Here is a 24,748-nt window from a genome sequence, read left to right on the forward strand (position 1 = left end):
ACATGACCGCGAACAAGACCATGCTCACCGCCGAAAGCAAACCCCGCGTCGGCCCCGGCTTTCGCCTGCAATGGGAACCGGCGCAAGACTGCCACGTGCTACTGTATCCCGAAGGCATGGTGCGGCTCAACGGCAGCGCGGGCGAGATCATGAAGCGCTGCGACGGCGAGCGCAGCGTCGCAGCCATCGTGGCCGACCTGGAGCAGGCCTTCGACACCACCGGGCTCGAGCCCGAGGTGCGCGGCTTCGTCGAGATGGCGGCGCAGCAGAACTGGCTGCGCTGGGAACCTGCATCATGACGAACGCGGCATCCCGTCCCGGACCGCCGCTCTGGCTGCTGGCCGAGCTGACCTACCGTTGCCCGCTGCATTGCGTGTTCTGCTTCAACCCGGTCGACTTTGCGCAGCAGGAGAACGAACTCGGCACGGAGGATTGGCTGCGCGTGCTGCGCGAAGGCCGCGAACTCGGCGCCGTGCAGTGCGGCCTCTCGGGCGGCGAGCCGCTGCTGCGCGACGATCTCGAAATCATCATCGCCGAGGCCGCGCGCCTGGGCTACTACACCAACCTGCTGACGTCTGGCGTCGGCCTCACGGCGCAGCGCGCCGCCGCGCTCAAGGCCGCGGGCCTGGACCACGTGCAGCTGTCGTTCCAGGATTCCACGCGCGAGATGAACGACTTTCTCTCGCACACCAAGACCTTCGAGCTCAAGAACCGGGTGGCGAAGATCATCAAGGACCAGGGCTGGCCGATGGTGCTGAACGTGGTGATCCACCGCATGAACATCGACCACATCGACCGCATCATCGAGATGGCGCACGAGATGGGCGCCGAGTACCTGGAGCTTGCCAATACGCAGTACTACTCGTGGGCCTTCGTCAACCGCGACCAGTTGCTGCCCACGCACGAGCAGCTGCGCCATGCGGAGGAGGTGACCGATGCCTCGCGCAAGCGGCTTGGCGAGCGCATGCGCATCTTCTTCGTGGCGCCCGACTACCACGAAGGCAAGGCCAAGAAATGCGTCAACGGCTGGGGCAGCATGTTTCTTACCGTGGCGCCGGATGGCACCGCGCTGCCTTGCCACACCGCCAAGATGCTGCCGGGCCTGGAGTTTCCGAACGTGAAGGCGCAGGGCCTGCGCGACATCTGGTTCGACTCCGAAGGCTTCAACCGCTACCGCGGCACCGGCTGGATGAAGGAGCCCTGTGCAAGCTGCGACCAGCGCGAGCAGGACCTGGGCGGCTGCCGCTGCCAGGCCTACCTGCTGGCGCAGGATGCGGCCGCGGCCGACCCGGTGTGCGCGAAGAGCCCGGACCACCCCCGCGTGGTCGAGGCGGTGGAGCGTGCGGCCGCGCGCGACCCTTCCGCGCCGGTCGAGCATCCGCTGGTGTTTCGCGATCCGGCCAATTCGCGCCGGCTTTCCACCGCACTCGTCACGCCGGAGGCGTGAGGCCGCGCGGCCAAAACGCTCGGCTGCTTTCTTGTTTCGCGCGCATGCGCCGCAGCCGGCGTTTTGAAGAACTGCTGTAGCGCCTGTGCCTTGCCAAGGCCGGCATGAATGCGCTCCCGGGTCGCCTCTTCGAGCTGCGCACCGCCGCCTGAGACGATCAGGATCGAGCTGGCGGCGCTATAGGGCGGCTGCTATCGGAAGCGCGCAAAGCCCGACGCATCGTCGCCATTGGCCGCGTGCAGCTGCTCGTACCAGCGGGTGGTGTCGTCCGACGAGAACACCGCATCGCTGGTGCCGTGATAGACCATGAGCTTGCCGCCGCGATCGCGCAGCGCCGACAGGTTGGCCGGGTTCGGCGGCGTCATGAACGACATCGCCGATTCGGTGTAGACCGCATTGCTCGCGAAGATGGTCGGCGCATCGGCGTCCATGCTGAACCCGAGCGCGAAATCGATACCGAAGGGGCGGCTCGGCGCCAGTGGCGGCGTGCTGAACACGAAGCCGACCGCGGCGGTGTCGAGGTTCTGCGAGTTGGAGAACTCCCATTGGCGCCAGTCGGCCCCCTTGATGCCGGCGTCGAACGGAAAGCTGCTGTAGAGCGCGGTGCCCGCGCTGTTTCGCGCGCCGGCAAAGATGTTGCCGAGCACGTCCTTCTGCGTGGCCGTGAGGCAGCTGCCGTTGCGCGTGCCGCTGCAGGTGGGCACGTCCCTGGCAAGGTCGAAGGCCTGCGTGCACGCCTGCACATCCGCAACGATGCCGTCGGCCGCGCCGTCCAGCGCGTCGCAGCGCCCAAGCACCGCGTCGGCCACGGTGCTCATTTCCGCGGGCGTGAATGCGGTCTGCAGGTCCGGCTTGCCGGCCGGTGTGTTGGCGGTGGTGACCCGGGCGTATTGCTGCACGCCGTAAAGCTGGGCCACCGCAGCCTTCGGCAGGTTGAAGCCGGGGTTGCCGGCCAGGATGCCGTCGTACTGGCCGGCAAACCTTGCCGCGGCCACCATCGCATGGTGGCCGCCGTTCGAGCAGCCGCCGAAGTAGGAGCGGTCGGGCTCGCGGCCGTAGGCCTTGGCGATGAGGTTCTTGGCCATGGGCGTGAGCTGTGCAACGGCGTTGTAGCCGTAGTCGAGCCGCGCCTGCGGGTCGATGCCGAAGGTCGGGTTCTGCGCGCCCGAGTGCCCCGCGTCGGAACTGATGACCGCGAACCCCATGTGCAGCGCCGTGGTGGTGGGCGCACCGCCGCCCACGCTGCCCGTGGCCCGCGCCACGTTGCCGTCGAGCCCGCCGTTGGCCTGGTAGAAGAAGCGGCCGTTCCAGTTGAAGGGCAGGCGCATCTCGAAGCCGATGGCGTAGGTCTTGCCGTCGACGCTGCTGGTGCGCTGGTTCATCTGGCCCTGCACCAGGCAGTGCTCGGGCGCGGGCGTGCTCGCGCCGGCCACGGTGAGCGCACCCGCGGCCACGGTGCTCACGCTGGTGTACACGGTGCTGCCGAACGCCGCCTTGCCGGCGAGATCGGTGCACGACTGAAGCGTGCCCGGGCGCGCTTCCGATGGCGTTGAGCCGCCGGGGGAGGGCGCCGGCGGAACGAACGGGAAGCCACCCCCGCCGCCCCCGCCACCGCCTCCGCCGCACGCCGCCAGCAGGGACGCCGCGGCAAGAGCCGCCCATGCCGGGCGGTACGAAGAGAACACGGATTGAACCATCGCTGTCTCCTTTCGCCGGGGCGGCCCGGCTCATCAATAAAGTTATTTCACGTAATCAATATAGTTTTGATCAATAACTAAAAAATAGAGCAAACCCTTGAGGCGAAATCGGTCATGGCAGACTTCAGGACATTCCCAACCTTCCTGGCGGCGTTGCCGCGGCGAAAGAACACCGATGCTTGAACTCCTGACGGATCCCCAGGTCTGGATTGCCTTTGCCACCTTGACTGCGCTCGAGCTCGTGCTGGGCATCGACAACATCATCTTCATCTCCATTCTGGTCGACAAACTTCCGCCCGAAAGGCGCGAGTTCGCACGGCGGGTGGGGCTGTTCATGGCCATGTTCATGCGCATCGGGCTGCTGCTGGTGCTTGCCTGGATCGTGGGCCTGGTCAATCCCCTTTTCTCGGTGCTGGGCAAGGGCATTTCGGGGCGCGACCTGATCCTGATCCTGGGCGGGCTGTTCCTGATCTGGAAGAGCACGAGCGAGGTTCACCAGTCGCTCGAGGGCGGGCACGAGCAGAAGTCCAGCGCGGTGAAGGCCACCTTCGCGGCGGTCATCCTGCAGATCATGATCATCGACCTGGTGTTCTCGCTCGACTCCATCATCACCGCGGTGGGCATGGTGGACGACGTGCGGGTGATGATCGCCGCGGTGATCGTGTCCGTGCTGCTCATGATGCTGTTCGCCAGCCCCATCGGCCGCTTCGTATCGAACCACCCCACCATCAAGATGCTGGCGCTGTCCTTCCTGGTGGTGGTGGGCGTTGTTCTCGTCGCTGAAGGTTTCGGGCACCACGTGCCCAAGGGCTACGTGTACTTCGCAATGGCTTTCTCGCTGGCCGTGGAAATGCTCAACATCAGGCTGCGCAAGAAGTCGGAGAAGGCGGTGGAGCTGCGTCCACCGCACATGCCCGGCGACTGAGGCGCAAGCGCCCAAGGCCTAGGCTGTTCCCGCTTCGGGCAGCAGCTGGGGGTTGTAGACGGCCTCCCACAGGTGGCCGTCGGGGTCGGTGAAATAGCCCGCGTAGCCGCCATAGAAAGTGTCGGCCGCGGCTTTCACCACGGTGGCGCCGGCCTTTGCGGCCTGCTGCATCACTGCATCGACTTCGGCCTTGGACAAGACGTTGTGCCCAAGGGTGAATTCAAGCGGCCCGCCCACCCGCAGCGGCAGGCCCGTATCGGCCGCCATGCTCGAGCGCGGCCACAGCGCGAGCCTGAGCCCGTGCTGCAGGTCGAAGAACGCGACGGCGCCGTTCTCGAACTCCGTGCCGATGACGCCGTCCGTGGAAAACCCCAGCCCGTCGCGATAGAACGCCACGGCTCTTTCCAGGTCTTCGACGCCCAGGGTGATGACGGTGATTCTTGGCTGCATGGACCGCCTCGCTACTCCAGCGTGAAGCCGATCTTCAGCGTGACCTGCCAGTGCGCGATCTTGCCGTCCACCACGTGGCCGCGCGTCTCGGTCACGGTGAGCCACTGGATGTTGCGCACCGTCTGGTGCGCCTTGGTGATGGCGGTCTGCACCGCTTCCTCGATGCTGACGGGGGACGAGCCGGTGAGCTCCAGCGACTTGTAAACGTGATTCGACATGTCTCTGCTCCTGATAGTGGTGGAAACATCGTAGTCACCGCCGGCTGCAAGGGCAAACGAAGGAGTCGTTGTTTCGACATGCGCGAATCGTCGCTGGAGGCGCGGGCCTAGTCCGCGTACACGCCGGCCGCCTTGATGATGGGCGTCCACTTGGCGATTTCATCCGCCACGAACTTCCTGTGGCCTTCGGGCTCGATGCGTCCGTCGGTGGCGACCACCGCGCCCAGCGCTTCTTCGCGCTTGATGAAGTCCGCATCGCGCAATGCGGCCTTCATGGCCTCGTTGAGCTTCTTCAGCACCGGTGCCGGCGTGCCCTTGGGGGCATACAGGCCGTGCCAGATGGTGACCTGGAAGTTCTTCAAGCCCGACTCGTCCAGCGTGGGCAGGTCTTTCAGCAGCGGCGTTGTCAGCCGCTTGGGCGTGGTGACCGCGTAGGCCTTGACCTTCCTGGCTTCGATCTGCGGCGAGGTGTTGGTGGTCTGGTCGCACAACAGATCGATCTGGCCGCCGATCAAATCCGTAATCGCCGGCGCGGTGCCCTTGTAAGGCACGGGCGTCATGTCGGTCCTGGTGGCGCTCTGGTAGAGCAGGCCGCACAGGTGCGAGGCCGAGCCCACGCCGGCATTGCCGATGTTGATCTTGCCCTTGTTGGCCGCAATCCAGGCGGTCAGTTCCTTGTAGTTGCCGGCCTCGATGGCGGGTTTTGAGATGAGCGTCATCGGCACGTCGTTGACGATGCCGAGGTACTCGAAATCGCTCTCGACCTTGAACGGCAGGTTGCGCACCAGCGTCGGCACGGTGGCCATTGCAATGTGGTTCAGCAGCAGGGTGTAGCCGTCGGGCTTGGCGCGCACCACCTTGGCCGCACCGATGGAGCTGCCGGCGCCGGGCACGTTGTCGATGATCACGCTCACACCGCCCAGAGACTTGCGCAGCGCTTCGGCCAGGTCGCGCGCCACGCGATCGGTCGGGCCGCCGGCCGCAAAGGGCACGACGATGGTCACCGGCTTTCCCGCGGGAAAGTCTTGCGCATGCGCGCCCATCGCCAAGGCCAGCGCCGCAACGGCGAACAGTTTTTTCATGGGAGTCTCCGTCAAGTAAAAAAATGGAAATCAGGGGGCTCGCACCGGTACGCGGCTCTCGAGCGTGGGCGGCTGCCAATCGGGCTTGATGTGGCAGCCGTTCTTGCCGTCTGTGTCGTAGCGCGGCGCCAGCGATGCGCAGCGCTGCGCAAGGCTTTGCGGCGTGGGCTTTTCGCCCTTGTCGATCCAATCGAGCAGGGCGGCGAAGAGCGCGGGGTATTCCGAATCGCTCAGGTAGCTGTGCTCGCGCTCCGCGCTGAAGCTCTGCACCAGCTGGCCGCCGGTGCCGGCCGCGTCGCGGATGCGGCGGTAGGCGCTTTCGAGCTCGACGAAAGCAGTCGGGTCGTCGATGGCATGCAGCGCCAGCGTGGGCAGCGCGGTGCGCCCGGTCGGCTGGCTGTCGGCCGCCAGGGCGCCCTTGGCCTGCGGATCGGCGGCGTAGCGCAGCACGCCCGCATTGAGTGCCGCATCGTCGGCCGAGCCCTGGTAAACCACGCCGATGTTGCCGAACGGATTGCGGCCGGCCAGGCGCTTTTGCACCAGGTCCTGGAACAGCCAGGTGGCCCAGTTCAGGTGGCCCAGCAGCGAGCGCTCCTCGATCTTCACGACCGAGAGAATGGTTTTGAGCCGCGCGGCCTGCTCGGGCGTGCGCTGCGCGGCGGGCATGCCGATGCCGGTGCATTCCTTGACGCGCGCGGCCAGCTCGGCGCGTGTGAGTTTCGAATCAGCGGGCAGGCCCATCCACAGCGGGTATTGCGGCTCATCGGCGCGCGGATGGTTGCGGCACACGTATTGGTAGACCACGCGCAAGTCGAGCCGGAAGTCATAGGCGCTGTTGCCGCCGCCGAGCACGCCGCTGGTGAGCAGAAGTCCGTCGTACGGCGACTTTGCATTGCCGACAGGCGCGTAGAGCTCGGCCGCCTTTGCCGCCACGCCGGCGCCGTAGCTCTGGCCATGCAGCAGCGTGCGCTGGGGCTGGCCGAAGTGGCGCACGAAGATCTGGCGCAGCCGCTCGGTGTCTTCGGCCGCCATCGTCACGCCGTAGCCGCCGCGGCGGTAGGTGGAGCCGGCCCATGCGTAGCCGGCCTTCACGGTGATGGCCCAGCGCTTCAGGTCTTCCTGGCTGCGCTCGAGCTTGGGCGGTCCGGTCTCGGGGCCGCCGTGGGCATGCATCACGAGCACGCCGCGGTTCCAGTCTTTGGGAATCGCGATCCAGTAGAAAGAACCGCTGCCGTCTTCGCCTGTGTAGCAGCGTGCGGCCTCAGGCACGGGTGCGGGGCAGGGCGTTGATGCAGGTGCCTGCTTGGATGCGGGCGAGGCCGCTTGCGCGGAGAGCGGCAGCGCGGTGCCCAGCAGCGCGAAAGCGGCCAGCGTGGAAAGTTGTTTTTTCAATGTCGTACTCCGAGTTCCAGCGCCGCGTTCGTTCCTGCCGTGGAAACGAATCCGAGGACGCCGCTGTTGAAGATGAAATTGCCCGGCCGGCCCGCATCGGCCTGCACCGCGCCGAGCACCGGTGTGTCGTAGCTGAGGGATGCAGAGGTGCCGCCCAGGTTGAAGCTGCTGCCCGCTACGGTGGCCTCGCGGTTCTGGCCCGTTACGGCGACCATGGCGTAGCTGCCGTCCGCCGTGCCGGGCGTCAGCGTCTGCTGCAGGCCGAACATGCGCAGGCCGGCGTTGGCGGCCGACTCGCGCACGAGGTGCAGCGGCACCGCGGCGCCGTTCACGAGCCCGATCACCATCGACCCCGTGAGCGTGCCGCCGGTGGTCACGGCGCCGCCGGTGGGCGAGGTGGTGCGCAGGTCGAAGGCTCCGCGCGCGGTGTTGTAGGTGATGTAGCCCTTCTCCGTTTGCGTGCATGTGGCGTCGTAGGTCATGAAACTGCCCGTCACCGCATCGCGGCAATACTGGAAAGTGCCCGCATTGCGCAGCCGCACCGAAGACGCATGCGCCACCGCAGTGCCAGTGCCCTGCTGAACGCCTACCGCGTTGAAGATGTTGGCCACCGGATTGAACACCGCCGGTGCCGCCGTGTTCTCGAAGGTGTTCTGGAACGCAATGAGCGGTGCAAAGCCGCCGCCGCTCGGCGCATTCACTCCCCCCAGCAGCACGCCGCCTGGCGCAAAGCTGAAGACAGCCGCGCTTTCGCCGCTCGCATAGCTGCAGCTGCCCTGCGCCACCAGCGAGCCGCTGCGCTGCGTTCCGGCCGCGCGCTGCACGCTGGCATCGATGGTCACGGTGTAGGCCATGGTGGCCGGATCGATGTCGATGCGCACTTCTTCGCCGAAGCTGTTGCCGCCCTTGTAGCTCGTCGGGGCAGCCGGCAGGTTGGGGCAGGCCAGCGGATCGCCGACCTCGGTCACGCAGCTGTAGTTGACCGCCGCATCAAGGCTGCCGCTGCCGCGGTACTTCGGCCATGCCGGAAACTGGCACAGCGGGCGCGTGCGGCCGTAAGTGCCGGCCACGGCATCGACCGCCACGCCGGTGGCAGGCGCCAGGCCTCCCTCGACCCAGCCCTCGAGCGCAGCGAGCGAGTCCCAGTTGGGAATGAAGCTGCCCGTGCCATGGCCCATGCCGGGCACGGTGTAGAAACGCACATGCTCGTCCACGGCGGCCCCGCCCACGGTGGCGATGAGCTGCTTGTAGTAGTCGATGGTCGAGTTGGGGCTGATCACCTCGTCGGCCAGGCCGTGCAGCATGATGACCCGGCCGCCGCGCGCGAAGAAGGGCGCGAGGTTGGGGTTGGTGGCATCGGTAAGCGCCGACACCTCGCTCACGCGAGCGGCGAAAGCGCCGGGGTCCAGCGGATCGAAGCCCAGCGAATCGAAGCTGTCGATGCGCGTGACGAAGTACTTCACCCACTGGTCGCCCGTGACGTACATGTTGGCGTCGGCCGACGTGGCGGGATCGCCCGGCACCTTGCGCGTGCCCAGGTCGCGCGTGGTGTAGGGGCCCGCCACCAAGGTGCCTTCAAGGATGTTGTAGCCGCCTGCACGCTTTACGCCGTTGGCCAGCGAGTAGGTGCTGAACTCCAGCGGCGATTCGATGGTGCGCACGGTGGCAAGCTGCGCGTCCGAAAGGCAGCTGTCGCCGGCGTCGGTGCCGCCGCTGCAGCGCAGCGACGCGAGGATCTGCGCGTTCAGCAGCCGGCAGCTCTCCACGTTGCTCACGATGTTGTCGGCCGCGCCGTCGAGCTTGTCGCAGGCCTGCATGGCCGCCTTTTGCACCAGCAGCGTCTTGGCCACGTTCATCCAGCCGGCGCCGCCGTTGTTGTACAGCGCGCGGCCCACCGCCACGTTCGACAGCCGCGTACCGGTGTAGTTGAGCGCGGGCTCGTTGGCAATCACGCCGTCGTAGTCCTGCGGCCAACGCTGGATGTAGCTGAGCGCATCGCGCCCACCGGTTGAGGTGCCGAGAAAGTAGGCATAGGCGGGCTTGATGCCATAGCGCGCGAGCACCAGCGCCTGCGCCACGTCGCGCGTTTTCTTGAGCGAGTTGCCGCCGTAGTTGGCAAGCTGCTCGTCGTTGGCGGCAAAGCGCCCGTCGGTGATGCTGCTCGACTGGTGGCCCGAATCGTCGCCGTAGGTTGCATACCCCAGCGCAAGCGGCGCGGGCTTGCCCGCGGGGCCGAAGCGGATGACCTCGGTGCCGTCGATCAGCACGCCGTCGAAGCCGCCGCCGCCGAAGTGAATGGTCTTGCGATTCCACTTTTCGGGCAGGTTGACCGCGAAGTTGATGGCCTGCGAAGCAGGGTCCATCGGCTGGATGGTGCCGCGGACGCGGCAGTAGTCGCCGAGCCGGTTGCCGGCGTCGCCCGCCGCCACCGGCACGGCGCTGGTCACGGTGGCGCCCTGCGTGGGCAGGCTGATGAGCGAGGCAGGCAGGCTCTTGCCGGCGAGATCCATGCAGGCGACCACCGGCTGCACGGGCGGGGGCGGCGGGTTGTCGGGCGGATCGGTGTCGGGCGTGCCGCCGTTTGACGGCGGCGGGGGCGATGCGATCGGAAAGAACCCGACACCAGCGTTACCACCGCCGCCGCCACCGCAGGCGGCGAGAACCAGCGTAATGCCGGTCACGGCAACGAACGAACGACAGGCGCGAAAGGGCGCGTTAAACAATGCAGAAAAGCGCGAGTTGCGCATGGACTTGTCTCCGGAATGCGGCCTCGGTGGGCCGCTTTTTTGAATGAGCGGCCGGACGATAGGTGCACGGTGACCTAGGGTCAAATAAAATAAAGAGGCACTTTTGATATGAAAAAAATATGGAGATAAGACCGCTTCGCTACTTCGTGGCCGTTGCCGAGACCGGCCACATGACGCGAGCCGCCGAGCAACTGGGCATCCAGCAGCCGCCGTTGAGCCAGGCCATCAAGGCGCTCGAACGCGAGCTGGGTGTGCTGTTGTTCCGGCGGCATCCGCGCGGCGTGGCGCTCACCGATGCGGGCCGGCTGTTCCAGGTGGAGGCGCTGCGCATGCTGCAGGACATGGCGGCCATGAAGCAGCGCATGGCGCGCGTGGCGAAGGGGCAGGCAGGCACGCTGGCGGTCGGCTTCACCAGCTCGGCCGCAGCGCACCGCTTCGTGCCTGAAGCACTGCGCGCTTTTCGCCGTGCGCATCCGGACGTGGAGCTTCAGCTGCGCGAGGACAACGCAGCCGAGCTCACCGAGGCACTGGACGCCGGCCGCCTGCACTGCGGGCTGCTGCGCGTGCCGGTGGCGCGGCCCGAAGGCCTGCGCTTCGAAACGCTGCTGCGCGAACCCGTGCTGGTGGCAATGCCGAGCGACCACCGCTTTGCCCTTGCGCGAAGCAAGGCTTCGCGGCCGCTGCCGCTTGCGAAGCTGTGCGAGGACGGCATCATCCTCGTGCGCCGTCCGGGCGCGCCGGGCCTCTACGCCGAGTTGCTTGCCATGTGCCATGCCAAGGGCCTGCGCCCGCGCGTGGTGGCCGAGGTGGACCGCATGATGACCAACCTGAATCTCGTGGCCGCGGGTGTCGGCCTGTCGGTGGTGCCGGCTTCGATGACCGGCGTGCATGCGCATGCGATTGCCTACACCCGGCTTGCCGACGGCGGCCAGCTCGACGCGCCGCTCACGCTGGTATCGCGCGTGGAAGAAGACAACCTGCCCGCGCAGCACTTTGCCGCGCTGCTGCGCAGGCACGCGAGCGAGAACCCCGGGTCATGAGTTTTTCACCGCGCCGCCGTCGACTGCTGCGTGACACTGGCATTGCGCTTGCCGCCGCCTGCGCCATGCCGCAGTTGCTGCAGGCTGCGCCGCCGACTCAATGGCCGAACAGGCCGATTCGTTTGATCGTGGTCTACCCACCGGGCGGCGTGAGCGACGGCATGGCCCGCGTGCTCGCCGAGCCGCTGGCCCAATTGCTCGGCGTTCCGGTGCTCGTCGAAAACCGTGCCGGCGCGGGCGGCAGCATCGGCATGGATGCGCTGGCGCGAGCCACGCCCGACGGCTGCACGCTCGCGTTTTCGGCCATCAGCCCGATCACGCTGCATCCGCTGGTTGCGCGTGTGCCCTACGACGCGTTGCGCGCGTTCGCGCCGGTGGCGAGCGTGATGCGCACGCCGGTGCTGGTGGTCGGCACGCCGGCCTTTGCGGGCCGCGGCTTCCAGGAGCTGATTGCGCTTGCGCGCAGCCGGCCCGGCGCAGTGCGGTGGGCCACCTCGGGCGTGGCCACCATCGGCCACATGGTGCTGGCGCAAGTGCGCATGCAAAGCCGCACCGCCATCACGCACATTCCCTACGCGGGCGGTGGCCCGCAGCTCAACGATGCACTCGGCGGGCAGTTCGAGGTGCTGTCGACCAACGTCGCCGCGCAGCAGCTGCAGTACATAGCGGAAGGGCGGCTGCAGGCACTCGCTGTCGGTGCGCCGTCGCGCATCGAGGCCTTGCCCGCGGTGCCGACGCTTGCCGAACTGGGCTACGAGCGGGCCAATCGCGATTCGCTCTTCGGCATCTTCGCACCCGCCCGCACGCCCGTGGCTGTGCTGCAGCGGCTCAATGCGCAGATCAACCGGGTGCTGAGCAGCGATGCCGTGCGCGCGCGGCTGCGCGGTGCGTACAACCTGCCGGTGGGCGGCGCCATTGAAGACCTTGCGCAAGAGATTGCCGTCGACCGCCGGCGCAACCGCGAGCTGGTGTCCGGAGACCGATCGCAGTTCGACTAACCGCGCATTCTTTATCGGTTGGCTTCCGGCTGACACACGCATAGGTACAAACCTACGCAGAAAACCAAAGTCTTCACCTTCAATGTCGCCGACGTCGAAAGGAGATTGAGGCGTGCCGTGCGTCTCGTCCTCGGCGGATCAGGAGACAGCCATGCGCACGCAGAACGAGAAGAAGAACGACCAGGCAAGCCAGGCCGCCGATGACGGCGGCGGCACAGATCCCCAGCAAGCCCTGACCGGCACCACCCGACGCTCGCTCATACGCAACGCCGTACTGTTCGCGATGTTCTCGGCCAGCGGGGTGAGCCTCACAGGTTGCGGTGGCGGTGGCGGTGGTGGGGGAGGCGGCGGAGGCATAGGAGGGGGCATTGGAGGAGGCGGCGGCAGCCCGCCCGTGAGCACCGGCCCGGTGTTCAAGCACGGCGTTGCCAGCGGCGACCCGTTGTCGGACCGGGTGATCCTCTGGACCCGCGTGACGGCGCCCGCACCGGGCACCCTGAACGTCGAATGGCAACTTTCGAGCGACGAGCGTTTTGGCGTGATCGTTGCGCGCGGCACGGTGAGCACCGGCCCCGAGCGCGACTACACCGTGAAGGTGGACGCCACGGGGCTCCAGCCGGCCAGCACCTATTTCTACCGCTTCGTGATGGGCAGCGAGGCCTCGCCCATCGGCCGCACCAAGACGCTGCCGGTGGGCGGCGTTTCGCAGGTGCGGCTGGCGGTGGTGTCGTGCTCCAACTTTCCGAGCGGGTATTTCAATGTGTATGCCGACATTGCCAAGCGCACCGACATCGACGTGGTCCTGCACCTGGGCGACTACATCTACGAGTACGGACGCGTGGGCTATGCGTCGCAGTTGGCCATTGCCATCGACCGCGTATCGACACCCGACCATGAGATTCTGACGCTTGCGGACTACCGCGAGCGCCATGCGCAATACCGCACCGACAGCGACCTGCGTGCGCTGCATGCGCGGTTTCCCATGATTGCCGTGTGGGACGACCATGACCTGGCCGACAACGCATGGGCGGGCGGCGCCGCCAACCACGACGACGCGAGCGAGGGCAGCTTTGCGGCGCGGCGCGCGGCCGCCGTGCAGGCCTACCACGAGTGGCTGCCGACGCGGCTGCCCGACCCGGCCAACCCGCTGCTGATCTACCGCTCGTTCGACTTCGGCACGCTGGCTTCGCTGCACATGCTCGACACCCGGCTGATCGGCCGCGAGCGGCAGCTCACGCTCGACCAATATCTGGCCGGCGAAGCGGCCGCGACCACGCGCCAGTTGCTGGGGCAGCCGCAGGTGGATTGGCTCTCCGCGCGCATGGCCGCATCGGCCGGTACCTGGCAGGTGCTGGGCCAGCAGGTGCTCATGATGCGCATGACCATTCCCCTGAGCATTGCGACCGACTTCAGCCCCGAGACGCTGGGCGCCTACGTGGCCGCGCAGGCGCTGCCGGACGCCGCCCGCAGCGACAGCCAGCGGGCCTTGCTCGCGCAGCAGAAGGTGCCCTACAACATGGACGCATGGGACGGCTACCCGGCCGCGCGCGACACCGTGCTTGCCATGGCGCGCAACCAGGGCAAGAACCTCGTCTCGCTGGCCGGGGACACGCACAACGCCTGGGCCGGCAACCTCACCGATGTGTCGGGGCAGCGGGTGGGGGTGGAGTTCGGAACCTCGTCGGTGTCGTCGCCCGGCTTCGAGCGTGCGGTTCCGCTGATTGCCAACGACCTCCTGGCCGACGGCTTCCTGCGGATGGTGGACGACCTGCGCTACGCCGAAACCAGCAAGCGCGGCTATGCCGTGCTGACGCTGACACCCAGCGAAGCGCGCTGCGAATACGTCGAGGTCAGCACGGTGCTGAGCCGCGACTACTCGGTCAGAACGGCCGCCACGCTGCGCGCGCTGCCAGGCACCGGCAACTTGCAGGTGCTTGCGGCCTGAGGGTGGCTGGGGCCGACGCGGCGTGTGGTTGCTGACGTTGCTGCACGCAAGCGTGCGCGGGGATGGGCCACGCGCCCGAAGCGACGCCAGGCATCACATGAGCCGGAATCCACGGGTGAATTGCATTGATGTTCTCGCGAACCTGGGCGCATTTCCCATCTTTGCGATCTCGGCTAGGCCGTCTTCAGTGATGCGAAGCACCGTGGCGACGCGGGACGAAGCGTAGCGCCCGGTGGGGCTGAGCGGCCCGATGTCCGCCTCTATCAATCCGGTGGCTACAAGCACCGAGACATGGCGGAGCTCCTCCGGAACCGCCACCCGGACCGGAAGCTGCACATGATGCAGCCGCATCAAGAATAAAAGCGCCATGCGATTCTCCGGTTGCCCGTCCGATCTGGATCCGTCGGTCAAAAGAATCACAAGTTAGCGGCGGTTTTTCGAAGTGCCATTGCCGCAATGGCGTGTCGTGATGTAGGTCTTAAGCTCTCAATTTACTTGAGAGCCATCTGGCCGCGCTGCGATCCGAGGAGAAGCTATGCCGATGAATTTCCTTGCGCATCACGTCCCAAGGGCGGGCGGAACTCAGCCGGTCGCGAGAGGCGCAACGCTGAAGCGCTGTTCACCTGGGTGCAGCCGGGCGTCCGTTCTGCTGCGCCGGCGCAAAGGCCACTTTGACGTGTCTTCTTGGAGGTGGCTCTCCTACGTGGGTGCCTTGCGTCACCTCCCGAACCTCATTGCGCATGAGGATGGATTCAAAATGACAACCTGCGTCAACACCGCAGCGAACCAAAGACCGCCGGCACATGATCACCCTTCACCACTGCGTCAGCGCACGCTCGTTCCGGCCTTTGTGGACGCTTGAAGAAATCGGGCTCTCCTACGAGCTCAAGATGCTGCCGTTTCCGCCGCGCGTGCTGTCGCGGCCGTATCTCGAGGTCAACCCGCTCGGCACGGTGCCGATGCTGTCCGACGGCGCCATGCGAATGACCGAGTCGGCCGCCATCTGCCAATACCTGGCCGCGCGGTTCTCGGCGGGCCAGCTGGATGTGGGTAGCGGCGAGCCGGACTTCGGGCCGTACCTCAACTACCTTCATTTCGGCGAGGCGACCTTGACCTTTCCGCAGACGCTCGTGCTGCGGTATGCGCACTTCGAGCCGGCGGAGCGAAAGCAGCCGCAGGTGGCCGACGACTATGCCAAGTGGTTCCTGGCGCGGCTGCGAGCGCTGGAGCCGCTGCTCGCCGCGCGGGAGTACCTTTGCGCAGGCCGCTTTACCGCGGCGGACGTGTCGGTCGGCTATGCATTGCTGCTGGCCGAGCACCTGGGCCTGGCCGAGCGCTTCACGCCCTCGGTGGCGGCTTACTGGGAGCGTCTGCAGGCGCGGCCGGGCTTCAAGGCCGCGATGGCTGCGCAAGCGGGTGCCGCCAAGGCGCAGGGCGTTTCCCTGACGCCCGCACCCGACATCAGGACCGATCGTCCCTGATGGGCGGCCGGCATGCCGCCGGTGCCTGGGCGTTGCTGCTCAGATGAACGGCACGCCGCCCGTCACCGGGATGGTCGCGCCCGAGATGTAGCTTGCCTGGTCGCTGGCGAGCAGCACATACACCGCCTGCAACTCGGCCGGTTGGCCCGGCCGCTTCATCGGGGTCTGCTTGCCGAACTCCTTCACCTTCTCGGGTGGCATGGTCGAGGGAATGAGCGGCGTCCAGAACGGCCCCGGGGCCACACAGTTCACACGGATGCCTTTCTCCGCGAGAAGTTGCGCCATGCCGCCCGACATGTTCTGGATCGCGCCCTTGGTGGCCGCGTAGGCGACGAGCGTGGCGTTGGGCTTGTCGGCGTTGACCGACGTGGTGCTGATGATCGAGGCACCCGGCTGCATTCGCGCCGCCGCGGCGCGGCACAGGAAGAAGTTGGCGTAGACGTTGGTCCGGAAGGTGCGGTCGAACTCCTCGGGCGAGATCTCGTCGAGCGACTTGTGGCTCATCTGGAAGGCCGCGTTGTTGACGAGCACGTCGAGCCTGCCGAAGGTGTCGAACGCGCGGTCCACGAGGCTGCGGCAATGCGCCTCTTCGCAGATGTCACCGGGCACCGCAACGCAGCGGCGGCCCGCGCGCTCGATCCATTGGCGCGTAACCTGGGCGTCTTCCTCTTCCTCGGCGAGGTAGGAAATGAGCACATCGGCGCCTTCGCGTGCAAAGGCGATGGCCACTGCGCGGCCGATGCCGCTGTCGCCACCGGTAATGAGCGCGGCCTTGCCCTGGAGCTTGCCGCTGCCGACGTACGACTGTTCGCCGAAATCGGGCAGCGGCGACATCTTCGATTCGAGCCCCGGAGGTTGCTGGGCGGGTGTGGAAAAAGGCGGCTGCGGGCCGGCTTGGCGAGGGTCTTCTGTCATGGCGTTGCTGGAGAGATTGGTGGACGAAAGGCGGAACTCTGCTGCCTGAGCGGTGGGGGAAACGGCTCAAGCTTCAGCCTTTGAATTGCGACGTGCGCGCGAGGCTTGCGCATCCGCACGTCGGACAAGACCCACGGCACTCTTCCGCGGCTTCGATTCAGGCCAAAGGCAACCTGCTGGCCGTTCGGCAGGGCGCAGCGCAGGCCTTTCATGCCCGCGTGCCCGGCATGCATGCCCTGCTGACGTTGATGCGGGGGATGGCGCCTGCGGATTGAAGCGGGCGTGAGAAACTACCGCCTGGATGCAGCCGATGTCCACGCCGATGGTGGCAGGACCGGCGCCTTGCTCGGCAACGCTTGCCGATGGTAGGTCTAAGTTGTTGAATCTAAAAGAAAAAATCGTCTCCGTCGCACCCATGATGGACTGGACCGACCGCCACTGTCGGTACTTCCATCGCCTGATGTCGCGCCACGCGCTGCTCTATACCGAAATGGTGACCACGGGCGCGCTGGTGCATGGCGACGTTCCCCGCCATCTGCGCTTCAACGCCGAAGAACATCCGGTGGCCCTGCAGCTAGGCGGCAGCGAGCCGGCCGACCTGGCGCACTGCGCCAAGCTGGGCGAAGAGTGGGGTTACGACGAGATCAACCTCAATTGCGGCTGCCCCAGCGAGCGCGTGCAGCGCGGAGCCTTCGGCGCCTGCCTGATGGCGGAGCCGCAACTGGTGGCCGACTGCGTGAAGGCGATGGTCGACGTGGCGAGCGTGCCGGTCACAGTCAAGCACCGCATCGGTATCGACAAGATCGAAAGCTATGAGTTCGTGCGCGACTTTGTCGGCACCGTGAGCGAGGCCGGCTGCGGCACGTTCATCGTTCATGCGCGCAATGCGTGGCTGAAGGGGCTGAGCCCGAAGCAGAACCGCGAGATTCCGCCGCTGCGCTATGAACTGGTGCACCGGCTCAAGCATGACTTTCCGGAGCTGAGCTTTTCGATCAACGGGGGCATTTCGGCCAATGCCCAGGTGCACGAGCACTTGCGGCTGCTCGACGGCGTGATGGTGGGGCGTGAGGCTTATCACAACCCCTGGTGGCTAGCCGAATGGGACGCCGAGTTCTTCGGCGCCGGGCCGCAGCCGCTGACGCGTGAAGAGGTGGAGTCGCTCATGTGCGACTACATGGTTCGCGAGGCGGCGGAACACGGCACGCAGTGGTCGTCGATTGCCCGGCACATGCTGGGCTTACGGAACGGCCTGCCGGGTGCGCGCCGCTGGCGCCAGGTCTGGAGCGACCACCGGCTCAAGACGCGCTCGCCGCGCGAGGTGATGGCGCTGGCGCACGAGCCCGTGGCGCAGGTTGCCTAGCTGAAGCGTGCCTTGAGTGAAGCGGGCACTGCGGCGCGGAGCCGCTTGCGGAAAGGGATTCGCCCCTCAGCAACGGTGAGTGTTCCAAAATGATAATGATTGCCTGAGGACTGAAACTTTTCAACTTTTCTGCTAAAGAATCAAGAAACGCTAATAAATAAGGGGTTTCGATTCATGAATGAAGCGGGGAGCAAAGAAGAAGTCAGCGCACTGGGCCGGGGTCTGGCCCTGCTCAAGGTCATCGGGATGTCGGCGGCGCCGATGAGCAATCGGGAACTGGCCGACACCACGGGCCTTCCCAAGGCCACGGTGTCGCGCCTTACGGCCACGTTGGTGAATGCGGGGTATCTGCGGCAGTCGCAGGACAGCGAGCGCTTCAGCCTGGGCCCGGCGCTGCTCGACATGAGCAGCCGCTATCTCCGTCATTTCGACCTGCGCACGGTGGCCAGGCCCCACCTGGCGGAGTTGTCCGAATTTGCGGGCGCGAGCGTTCATGTGGCGGTGCGCGACGATCTCGACATGCTCGTCATCGACTCGCTGCGCCCGCGGTCGGCGCTGATCAGCTCGCGGCTGGACGTCGGCACCCGCATGAGCATCGTCACTTCGGCAGCGGGCCGTGCTTCCCTTGCGGCGCTGCCCGAGGCCGAGCGGGCGGCGGTGCTCGAAAAGATCCAGCAGGAAAGCGGCGAGAGCTGGGCCTCCATCGAACCCCGCCTGATGGCGGGGCTCGACGAATACGCCCGCCTGGGCTACTGCAGCTCGTTCGGCGAATGGCATCCGCACATTCACGCGCTTGGCTTTGCGCTGCAAGGGCCGCACGGTGAACGCTATGGCGTGAGCTGCGGCGGCCCGGCCTACTTGCTGCCGAAAGACATGATGCTCTCGCGCGTTGCGCCGCGCCTGCTCGAGGTCGCCAGCCGCATCTCGGCCGAAACCGGCGTCATCGGCTCGGACTGATCGACCCGGCGGCCGCCTGGGCGGGGCCTAGACGGCCGCTTCCAGGCCGTTCCTGAAGTGCTCTCGCATGCGCGCCATGGCCGCCGTGGCGTCGCGCGCCTCGATGGCCGCCATCATCGAGCGGTGCTCGGCCAGCGATTCGGCAATGCGGCCTTCCTTGAGCAGCGAGTTGTGGCGGTTGAGCTTCATCACCTTGCGCAGGTCGGCCACCATCTGGTCGCGCCACTTGTTGTTGGCAATGGCCAGCAGGCGCATGTGAAAGCGCTCGTTCAGCGCAAAGAAGTGCTCTCGGTTTTCCTTGCCTGGCGCGCCGGCGGCCTCCAGCTCGGCGTGCAGCGCCTTCAGTTCGGCGCGCTGGGCATCGGTGGCGCGCTCGGCCACCACGCCGGCCGCGTCGCTCTCCAGCAGGGAGAGCAGGTGGTACACATCCGCCAGGTCTTGCTCCGACACCTCGGTCACGTAGGCGCCGCGCCGCACTTTCATGGTGACCAGGCCTTCGGCCGCCAGCACCTTCAGGGCTTCGCGCAGCGGCGTGCGGCTGATGCCGTATTCCTCGGCCAGCTTGAGTTCGTCGATCCAGCTGCCGGGCTCGAGCTCGCGGCGGAAGATCCGCTGGCGCAGCAGCTCGGCCACCTCTTCATAGAGGGCGCGCGGGGTAAGGGTGACGGCGGACATGGGCCGGACTGTACCGCAAAAACGTGTTTGAATTAATAATTATGATTCGGTTAGACTCGCTGCGGCTTGCAAATTCCTTGCAGGCGAATTTGCGACTACCCTGCAAGACACTGCAAAACGGCCCCTCATGAGCAGCACACCCGAACCCACCTTCAAGCCTGCCAACCTCGACGACTGGGCCAAGGCCGCCGCCAAGTCGGCGCCGGGTGGCGACCTGAATGCGCTCAACTGGCTCACGCCGGATGGCATTACCGTAAAGCCGCTCTATACCGCGGCCGATCTGCAGGGCCTGAAGTACACCGACACGCTCCCGGGCTTTGAGCCCTACCTGCGCGGCCCGCAGGCCACCATGTACGCGGTGCGCCCGTGGACCATCCGTCAGTACGCGGGCTTTTCGACGGCCGAGGAGTCGAACGCCTTCTACCGCAAGGCACTGGCAGCGGGCGGGCAGGGCGTGAGCGTGGCTTTCGACCTGGCGACCCACCGCGGCTACGACAGCGATCACCCGCGCGTGACGGGCGATGTGGGCAAGGCCGGCGTGGCCATCGATTCGGTCGAGGACATGAAGATCCTGTTCGACCAGATTCCGCTCGACAAGGTCTCTGTGTCCATGACGATGAACGGCGCCGTGCTGCCGGTGCTGGCGGGCTACGTGGTTGCGGCCGAAGAGCAGGGCGTGGCCCAAGACCAGCTGAGCGGAACCATCCAGAACGACATCCTCAAGGAGTTCATGGTCCGCAACACGTACATCTTTCCGCCCGCGCCGAGCATGCGGATCATCGGCGACATCATCGAGTACACGGCGCAGAAAATGCCCAAGTTCAACTCGATCTCTATCAGCGGGTATCACATGCAGGAGGCCGGCGCCAACCAGGCGCTGGAGCTTGCGTTCACGCTGGCCGACGGCAAGGAATACGTGAAGACTGCGTTGGCCAAGGGCCTGGACGTCGACGGCTTTGCCGGGCGCCTGAGCTTCTTCTGGGCCATTGGCATGAACTTCTACCTCGAAGTGGCCAAGATGCGCGCGGCACGCCTTTTGTGGTGCCGCATCATGAAGGAGTTCAACCCCAAGAACCCCAAGAGCCTGATGCTGCGCACCCACTGCCAGACCTCGGGCTGGTCGCTCACCGAGCAGGACCCGTACAACAACGTGGTGCGCACCACCATCGAGGCGATGGCCGCGGTATTCGGCGGCACGCAAAGCCTGCACACGAACGCGCTCGACGAAGCCATTGCGCTGCCCACGGAGTTCAGCGCCCGCATCGCGCGCAACACGCAGCTCATCATCCAGGAAGAAACGCACATCACCAATGTGATCGACCCCTGGGCCGGCAGCTACATGATGGAGAAGCTCACGCAGGACATGGCCGATGCCGCCTGGGCCATCATCGAAGAAGTCGAAGCCATGGGCGGCATGACCAAGGCGGTGGACAGCGGCTGGGCCAAGCTCAAGATCGAAGCGGCCGCCGCCGAGAAGCAGGCGCGCATCGACTCGGGCAAGGACGTGATCGTGGGCGTCAACAAGTACAAGCTCAAGACCGAAGACGCCATCGACAGCCTTTCGATCGACAACGTGAAGGTGCGCGAGCAGCAGGTGGCCCGCCTGCAGAAGATCCGTGCCTCGCGCGACACCGCCAAGGTGCAGGCTGCGCTGGATGCGCTGACCGAGGCCGCCGAGAACGGCACCGGCAACCTGCTCGCACTCAGCATCGACGCCGTGCGCCTGCGCGCCACGGTGGGCGAGATTTCCGACGCGCTTGAAAAATCATTCGGCCGCCATCGGGCCGACACGCAAAAGGTGACCGGTGTGTACGCTGCTGCCTATGACTCCGCCGAGGGCTGGGAAGCCCTCAAGACCGAGATCAACGCCTTCGCCGAAGAGCAGGGGCGCCGTCCGCGCGTGATGATCTCCAAGCTGGGGCAAGACGGGCACGACCGCGGCGCCAAGGTGGTGGCCACGGCCTTTGCCGACCTGGGGTTCGACGTGGACATGGGGCCGCTGTTCCAGACGCCCGAGGAGTGCGCGCGCCAGGCGATTGAGAACGACGTGCATGCCGTGGGCGTGAGCACCCTCGCGGCCGGCCACAAGACGTTGGTGCCCGCCATCATCAACGAGCTGAAGAAGCAGGGCGCTCATGAAATCATCGTGTTCGTCGGCGGTGTGATTCCGCGGCAGGACTACGACTTTCTGTATGAGGCCGGCGTCAAGGGCATCTACGGCCCGGGTACGCCGATTCCCGCCAGCGCGAAAGACGTGCTGGAGCAGATTCGCGCAGCCGTCTCGGCCTGATCGGGACGCGAGACGTGGGCGATCTTTTGTCGCGGCTGTCGCTGCAGCCCGTTGATTCCAGCGATTTCGAAGCCATGCTGGCCTTGCGCGTCGATGCGATGCGCCCCAGCCTGGAGCGCGTCGGGCGCTTCGACCCCGCGCGCTCACGCGAGCGGCTGCAGGCCGGGTTCGTCGTGCCCTACATGCATCACATCGTGCTCGACGGTGACCTGCGCATCGGCTTTGTCACGCTCAAGCCCGAAGACCCCGATGCGCTGCGGCTCGACCATTTGTACCTGCGCACCGGCTTCCAGGGCCTGGGCATCGGCGAATGGGTACTGCAATGGGCCAAGTCGCAGGCGCGCGAACAAGGGATGGACATCAAGCTCACCGCGCTGGTGCAGAGCGACGCCAACCGCTTCTATGTGCGGCACGGCTTCGTGCTCGAAGGCGAAGAGGGCGTCGACCTGCACTACCGCTGGCGCGTGGCCTCGGAGGATGCGTGCTGAAACAGGCCGGGGCACTTGAACGCGCCATTGCCGAGCCGGAGGGCATGGCACAGCGCCGCGCCATTGCCAAGGCCATTACGCTGCTCGAATCCACCCGCGCCGACCACCGCGCGCAAGCCGATGAATTGCTCACCGCATTGCTGCCGCGCACCGGCAATTCTTTTCGCCTCGGCATCTCCGGCGTGCCGGGTGTCGGCAAGTCGACCTTCATTGAAACGCTGGGCCTGCTGCTGATCGGCAAGGGCCACCGCGTGGCGGTGCTCACCATCGATCCTTCGTCGACCGTGTCGGGCGGCTCCATCCTTGGCGACAAGACGCGCATGGAGCGCCTCTCGGTGCATGACCGCGCCTACATCCGTCCGAGCCCGTCGAGCGGCACGCTGGGCGGCGTGGCCGAGAAAACGCGCGAAGCCATGCTGGTGTGCGAAGCCGCCGGCTACGACATCGTCATTGTCGAGACCGTGGGCGTGGGCCAGAGCGAAACCGCCGTGGCCGGCATGACCGACATGTTCGTGCTGATGCAGCTGCCCAACGCGGGCGACGACCTGCAGGCCATCAAGAAGGGCGTGATGGAGCTGGCTGACCTGGTCGTCATCAACAAGGCCGACATCGACAAGGACGCTGCCACGCGTGCACAGGCGCAGATCACCTCGGCGTTGCGCCTGTTCGGCCACCAGGGCAACCCGGACCATGCGCATGCGGTGCACGATGCGCACAGCGGCGCGGAAGTGCGCTTCTGGCTGCCCAAGGTGCTGCAGCTGAGCGCCCTTGCCGGTACCGGTGTCGATGCATTTTGGGAAGCGGTGCAGCAGTTCAAGCAACTGCAAACCGCCAACGGCAAGCTCGCCAAGCGGCGCGAGAAGCAGGCCACGGCGTGGATGTGGGAGCGCATCGACGCGGGGCTCAAGCAGGCATTCAGGCAACACGCGCAGGTGCGCGAACTGCTGCCGCAACTCACGCAACAGGTGGCACAGGGCTCGCTGCCCGCATCGACCGCGGCGCGCCAGCTGCTTGCGGCAGCGGCCATTACCGCCAGGCCATGACGACACACGAAATTCAGGACCACAGCTTCGGAAGCACACCATGCAAGAACTGATCGAACAACTCGAAAAGCGCCGCGCGCAGGCGCGCCGTGGCGGCGGGCAGAAGCGCATCGACGCGCAGCACGCCAAGGGCAAGCTCACCGCGCGTGAGCGCATCGAGCTGCTGCTGGACGACAACACCTTTGAAGAGTGGGACATGTTCGTCGAGCACCGCTCGGTCGACTTCGGCATGGCCGAGCAGAAGGTTCCGGGCGACGGCGTTGTCACCGGCTACGGCATGATCAACGGTCGCCTGGTGTTCGTGTACAGCCAGGACTTCACCGTCTTCGGCGGCGCGCTGAGCGAAGCGCATGCCGAGAAGATCTGCAAGGTGATGGACCAGGCCATGAAGGTCGGCGCACCCGTCATTGGCTTGAACGACTCCGGTGGCGCGCGCATCCAGGAAGGCGTGGCCTCGCTCGGCGGCTATGCCGACGTGTTCCAGCGCAACGTGATGGCCTCGGGCGTGGTGCCGCAGATCAGCATGATCATGGGCCCGTGCGCGGGTGGCGCGGTGTATTCGCCCGCCATGACCGACTTCATCTTCATGGTGAAGGACTCGAGCTACATGTTCGTCACCGGGCCCGATGTGGTGAAGACCGTGACGCACGAGGCCGTGACGGCCGAAGAACTCGGCGGCGCCGTCACCCACACCACGCGCAGCGGCGTGGCAGACATGGCGTTCGAGAACGATGTCGAGGCGCTCATGATGCTGCGCCGCCTGTACAACTACCTGCCGCTCAATAACCGCGAGAAGCCGCCCGTGCGCCTGGGCAACAACGGCCAGGGCGACCCGGCCGACCGGCCCGACTACTCGCTCGACACGCTGGTGCCCGACAACCCGAACAAGCCCTACGACATGAAGGAGCTGATCCTCAAGGTGGTCGATGACGGCGACTTCTTCGAACTGCAGCCCGACTACGCGAAGAACATCGTGATCGGCTTTGCGCGCATGGAAGGGCAGACGGTCGGCATCGTGGCCAACCAGCCGCTGGTGCTCGCGGGCTGCCTCGACATCAAGAGCAGCATCAAGGCCGCGCGCTTCGTACGCTTTTGCGATGCGTTCAACATTCCCGTGGTTACCTTCGTCGATGTGCCTGGCTTCATGCCCGGCACGGGGCAGGAGTACGGCGGAATCATCAAGCACGGCGCCAAGCTGCTCTACGCGTATGCGGAGTGCACGGTGCCGAAGATCACTGTCATCACGCGCAAGGCCTATGGCGGCGCGTACGACGTGATGGCTTCCAAGCACCTGCGCGGCGACGTCAACCTGGCCTGGCCACGCGCCGAGATCGCGGTGATGGGCGCCAAGGGGGCGGTGGAAATCATCTTCCGCGAAGACAAGAACGACCCCGAGAAGCTCGCCGCACGCGAGGCCGAATACAAGGCGCGCTTCGCCAATCCGTATGTGGCGGGTGCGCGCGGCTACATCGACGATGTGATCCTGCCGCACGAAACGCGCAAGCGCATCTGCCGCTCGCTGGTGATGCTGCGTGAGAAGAAGCTCGAGAACCCGTGGCGCAAGCACGGGAATATTCCTCTCTGAAGACGCAGGACGA

Annotated in this window: 22 protein-coding genes; 13 read left to right on the forward strand and 9 right to left on the reverse strand. The window is 66.2% G+C overall.

The genetic code is table 11. The annotated features are described in order from the left end of the window. Positions 1 to 2 precede the first annotated feature (2 nt). Together pqqD and pqqE are read left to right on the forward strand one after the other, a co-directional pair. A complete protein-coding gene (gene pqqD / locus EJI00_RS09475; RefSeq protein ID WP_126747215.1) occupies positions 3 to 299 on the forward strand; it encodes a pyrroloquinoline quinone biosynthesis peptide chaperone PqqD in 297 nt (98 codons plus the stop codon). Next, a complete protein-coding gene (pqqE, locus tag EJI00_RS09480; protein ID WP_126747216.1) occupies positions 296 to 1,447 on the forward strand; it encodes a pyrroloquinoline quinone biosynthesis protein PqqE in 1,152 nt (383 codons plus the stop codon). Before pqqD ends, pqqE begins: the two co-directional genes overlap by 4 nt. Before the next feature lie 191 nt (positions 1,448 to 1,638). Here pqqE and EJI00_RS09485 read toward each other — a convergent pair whose 3' ends face one another. Next, a complete protein-coding gene (locus EJI00_RS09485; RefSeq protein WP_260590628.1) occupies positions 1,639 to 3,144 on the reverse strand; it encodes a tannase/feruloyl esterase family alpha/beta hydrolase in 1,506 nt (501 codons plus the stop codon). 175 nt (positions 3,145 to 3,319) lie between these two features. Here EJI00_RS09485 and EJI00_RS09490 point away from each other — a divergent pair, with 175 nt between their 5' ends. Next, the gene (locus tag EJI00_RS09490; protein ID WP_126747217.1) at positions 3,320 to 4,069 is read left to right on the forward strand and encodes a TerC family protein; all 750 of its coding nucleotides are present in this window, start codon (positions 3,320 to 3,322) and stop codon (positions 4,067 to 4,069) included. An 18-nt stretch (positions 4,070 to 4,087) separates the two neighbouring features. Here EJI00_RS09490 and EJI00_RS09495 read toward each other — a convergent pair whose 3' ends face one another. The 5 genes from EJI00_RS09495 to EJI00_RS09515 all read right to left on the reverse strand — a co-directional run bounded on the left by EJI00_RS09495 (position 4,088) and on the right by EJI00_RS09515 (position 9,958). After that, positions 4,088 to 4,519: a VOC family protein gene (locus EJI00_RS09495; protein ID WP_126747218.1), complete on the reverse strand. Its 432-nt coding sequence runs from the start codon at positions 4,517 to 4,519 to the stop codon at positions 4,088 to 4,090. Between the two features lie 11 nt (positions 4,520 to 4,530). Continuing rightward, positions 4,531 to 4,737, reverse strand: coding sequence for a dodecin (locus EJI00_RS09500; RefSeq protein WP_126747219.1), 207 nt, complete (start codon positions 4,735 to 4,737; stop codon positions 4,531 to 4,533). 107 nt (positions 4,738 to 4,844) lie between these two features. Further along, positions 4,845 to 5,819 (reverse strand): tripartite tricarboxylate transporter substrate-binding protein, encoded by a 975-nt coding sequence (locus tag EJI00_RS09505; RefSeq protein ID WP_126747220.1) that lies wholly within the window; start codon positions 5,817 to 5,819, stop codon positions 4,845 to 4,847. A gap of 30 nt (positions 5,820 to 5,849) precedes the next feature. Next, positions 5,850 to 7,211: a hypothetical protein gene (locus tag EJI00_RS09510; RefSeq protein ID WP_126747221.1), complete on the reverse strand. Its 1,362-nt coding sequence runs from the start codon at positions 7,209 to 7,211 to the stop codon at positions 5,850 to 5,852. Beyond that, positions 7,208 to 9,958 carry a tannase/feruloyl esterase family alpha/beta hydrolase gene (locus EJI00_RS09515; RefSeq protein WP_126747222.1) on the reverse strand — a complete coding sequence of 917 codons (2,751 nt, stop codon included), beginning with the start codon at positions 9,956 to 9,958 and terminating at the stop codon, positions 7,208 to 7,210. Before EJI00_RS09515 ends, EJI00_RS09510 begins: the two co-directional genes overlap by 4 nt. Positions 9,959 to 10,077: 119 nt before the next feature. Between EJI00_RS09515 and EJI00_RS09520 the strand changes: the two genes are divergently transcribed. The 3 genes from EJI00_RS09520 (at position 10,078) to EJI00_RS09530 (ending at position 13,941) form a co-directional block, all read left to right on the forward strand. Continuing rightward, positions 10,078 to 10,998, forward strand: coding sequence for a LysR substrate-binding domain-containing protein (locus tag EJI00_RS09520; protein WP_126747223.1), 921 nt, complete (start codon positions 10,078 to 10,080; stop codon positions 10,996 to 10,998). After that, the gene (locus tag EJI00_RS09525; protein WP_126747224.1) at positions 10,995 to 11,996 is read left to right on the forward strand and encodes a Bug family tripartite tricarboxylate transporter substrate binding protein; all 1,002 of its coding nucleotides are present in this window, start codon (positions 10,995 to 10,997) and stop codon (positions 11,994 to 11,996) included. The genes EJI00_RS09520 and EJI00_RS09525 overlap by 4 nt, the downstream gene beginning before the upstream one ends. A 151-nt stretch (positions 11,997 to 12,147) precedes the next feature. Beyond that, entirely contained in the window at positions 12,148 to 13,941 is a 1,794-nt protein-coding gene (locus tag EJI00_RS09530; RefSeq protein ID WP_126747225.1) for an alkaline phosphatase D family protein, read from the forward strand. A gap of 93 nt (positions 13,942 to 14,034) precedes the next feature. Here the strand turns inward: EJI00_RS09530 and EJI00_RS09535 are convergent, their stop codons facing one another. Then, a complete protein-coding gene (locus EJI00_RS09535) occupies positions 14,035 to 14,310 on the reverse strand; it encodes a hypothetical protein (RefSeq protein WP_126747226.1) in 276 nt (91 codons plus the stop codon). 434 nt (positions 14,311 to 14,744) lie between these two features. Here EJI00_RS09535 and EJI00_RS09540 point away from each other — a divergent pair, with 434 nt between their 5' ends. Continuing rightward, a complete protein-coding gene (locus EJI00_RS09540; RefSeq protein WP_126747227.1) occupies positions 14,745 to 15,422 on the forward strand; it encodes a glutathione S-transferase family protein in 678 nt (225 codons plus the stop codon). Between the two features lie 39 nt (positions 15,423 to 15,461). Here the strand turns inward: EJI00_RS09540 and EJI00_RS09545 are convergent, their stop codons facing one another. After that, entirely contained in the window at positions 15,462 to 16,337 is an 876-nt protein-coding gene (locus EJI00_RS09545) for an SDR family oxidoreductase (RefSeq protein WP_126747228.1), read from the reverse strand. Between the two features lie 310 nt (positions 16,338 to 16,647). On the opposite strand from EJI00_RS09545, the gene dusA reads away from it, so the two are divergent. Beyond that, complete coding sequence (gene dusA / locus EJI00_RS09550) at positions 16,648 to 17,697, forward strand: tRNA dihydrouridine(20/20a) synthase DusA (protein WP_409514013.1); 1,050 nt, start codon at positions 16,648 to 16,650, stop codon at positions 17,695 to 17,697. A 174-nt stretch (positions 17,698 to 17,871) separates the two neighbouring features. Continuing rightward, positions 17,872 to 18,654 (forward strand): IclR family transcriptional regulator, encoded by a 783-nt coding sequence (locus tag EJI00_RS09555; protein WP_126747229.1) that lies wholly within the window; start codon positions 17,872 to 17,874, stop codon positions 18,652 to 18,654. Between the two features lie 27 nt (positions 18,655 to 18,681). Here EJI00_RS09555 and EJI00_RS09560 read toward each other — a convergent pair whose 3' ends face one another. After that, on the reverse strand, positions 18,682 to 19,329 hold the full coding sequence (locus EJI00_RS09560; RefSeq protein ID WP_126747230.1) for a GntR family transcriptional regulator: 648 nt from the start codon (positions 19,327 to 19,329) through the stop codon (positions 18,682 to 18,684). Positions 19,330 to 19,456: 127 nt separating this feature from the next. On the opposite strand from EJI00_RS09560, the gene scpA reads away from it, so the two are divergent. From scpA to EJI00_RS09580, 4 genes are read left to right on the forward strand one after another with little or no spacing between them, the layout of a single operon-like run. Continuing rightward, positions 19,457 to 21,619 (forward strand): methylmalonyl-CoA mutase, encoded by a 2,163-nt coding sequence (scpA, locus tag EJI00_RS09565; protein WP_126747231.1) that lies wholly within the window; start codon positions 19,457 to 19,459, stop codon positions 21,617 to 21,619. 14 nt (positions 21,620 to 21,633) lie between these two features. Continuing rightward, positions 21,634 to 22,107, forward strand: a complete 474-nt coding sequence (locus EJI00_RS09570) for a GNAT family N-acetyltransferase (protein ID WP_126747232.1) — start codon at positions 21,634 to 21,636, stop codon at positions 22,105 to 22,107. Beyond that, positions 22,101 to 23,150, forward strand: coding sequence for a methylmalonyl Co-A mutase-associated GTPase MeaB (gene meaB / locus EJI00_RS09575; RefSeq protein ID WP_260590630.1), 1,050 nt, complete (start codon positions 22,101 to 22,103; stop codon positions 23,148 to 23,150). The genes EJI00_RS09570 and meaB overlap by 7 nt, the downstream gene beginning before the upstream one ends. 40 nt (positions 23,151 to 23,190) lie before the next feature. Beyond that, complete coding sequence (locus EJI00_RS09580; RefSeq protein ID WP_126747233.1) at positions 23,191 to 24,735, forward strand: acyl-CoA carboxylase subunit beta; 1,545 nt, start codon at positions 23,191 to 23,193, stop codon at positions 24,733 to 24,735. Positions 24,736 to 24,748 lie beyond the last annotated feature (13 nt).

It is taken from the genome of Variovorax sp. DXTD-1 (genome assembly GCF_003984625.1).
Lineage (GTDB): Bacteria > Pseudomonadota > Gammaproteobacteria > Burkholderiales > Burkholderiaceae_C > Variovorax.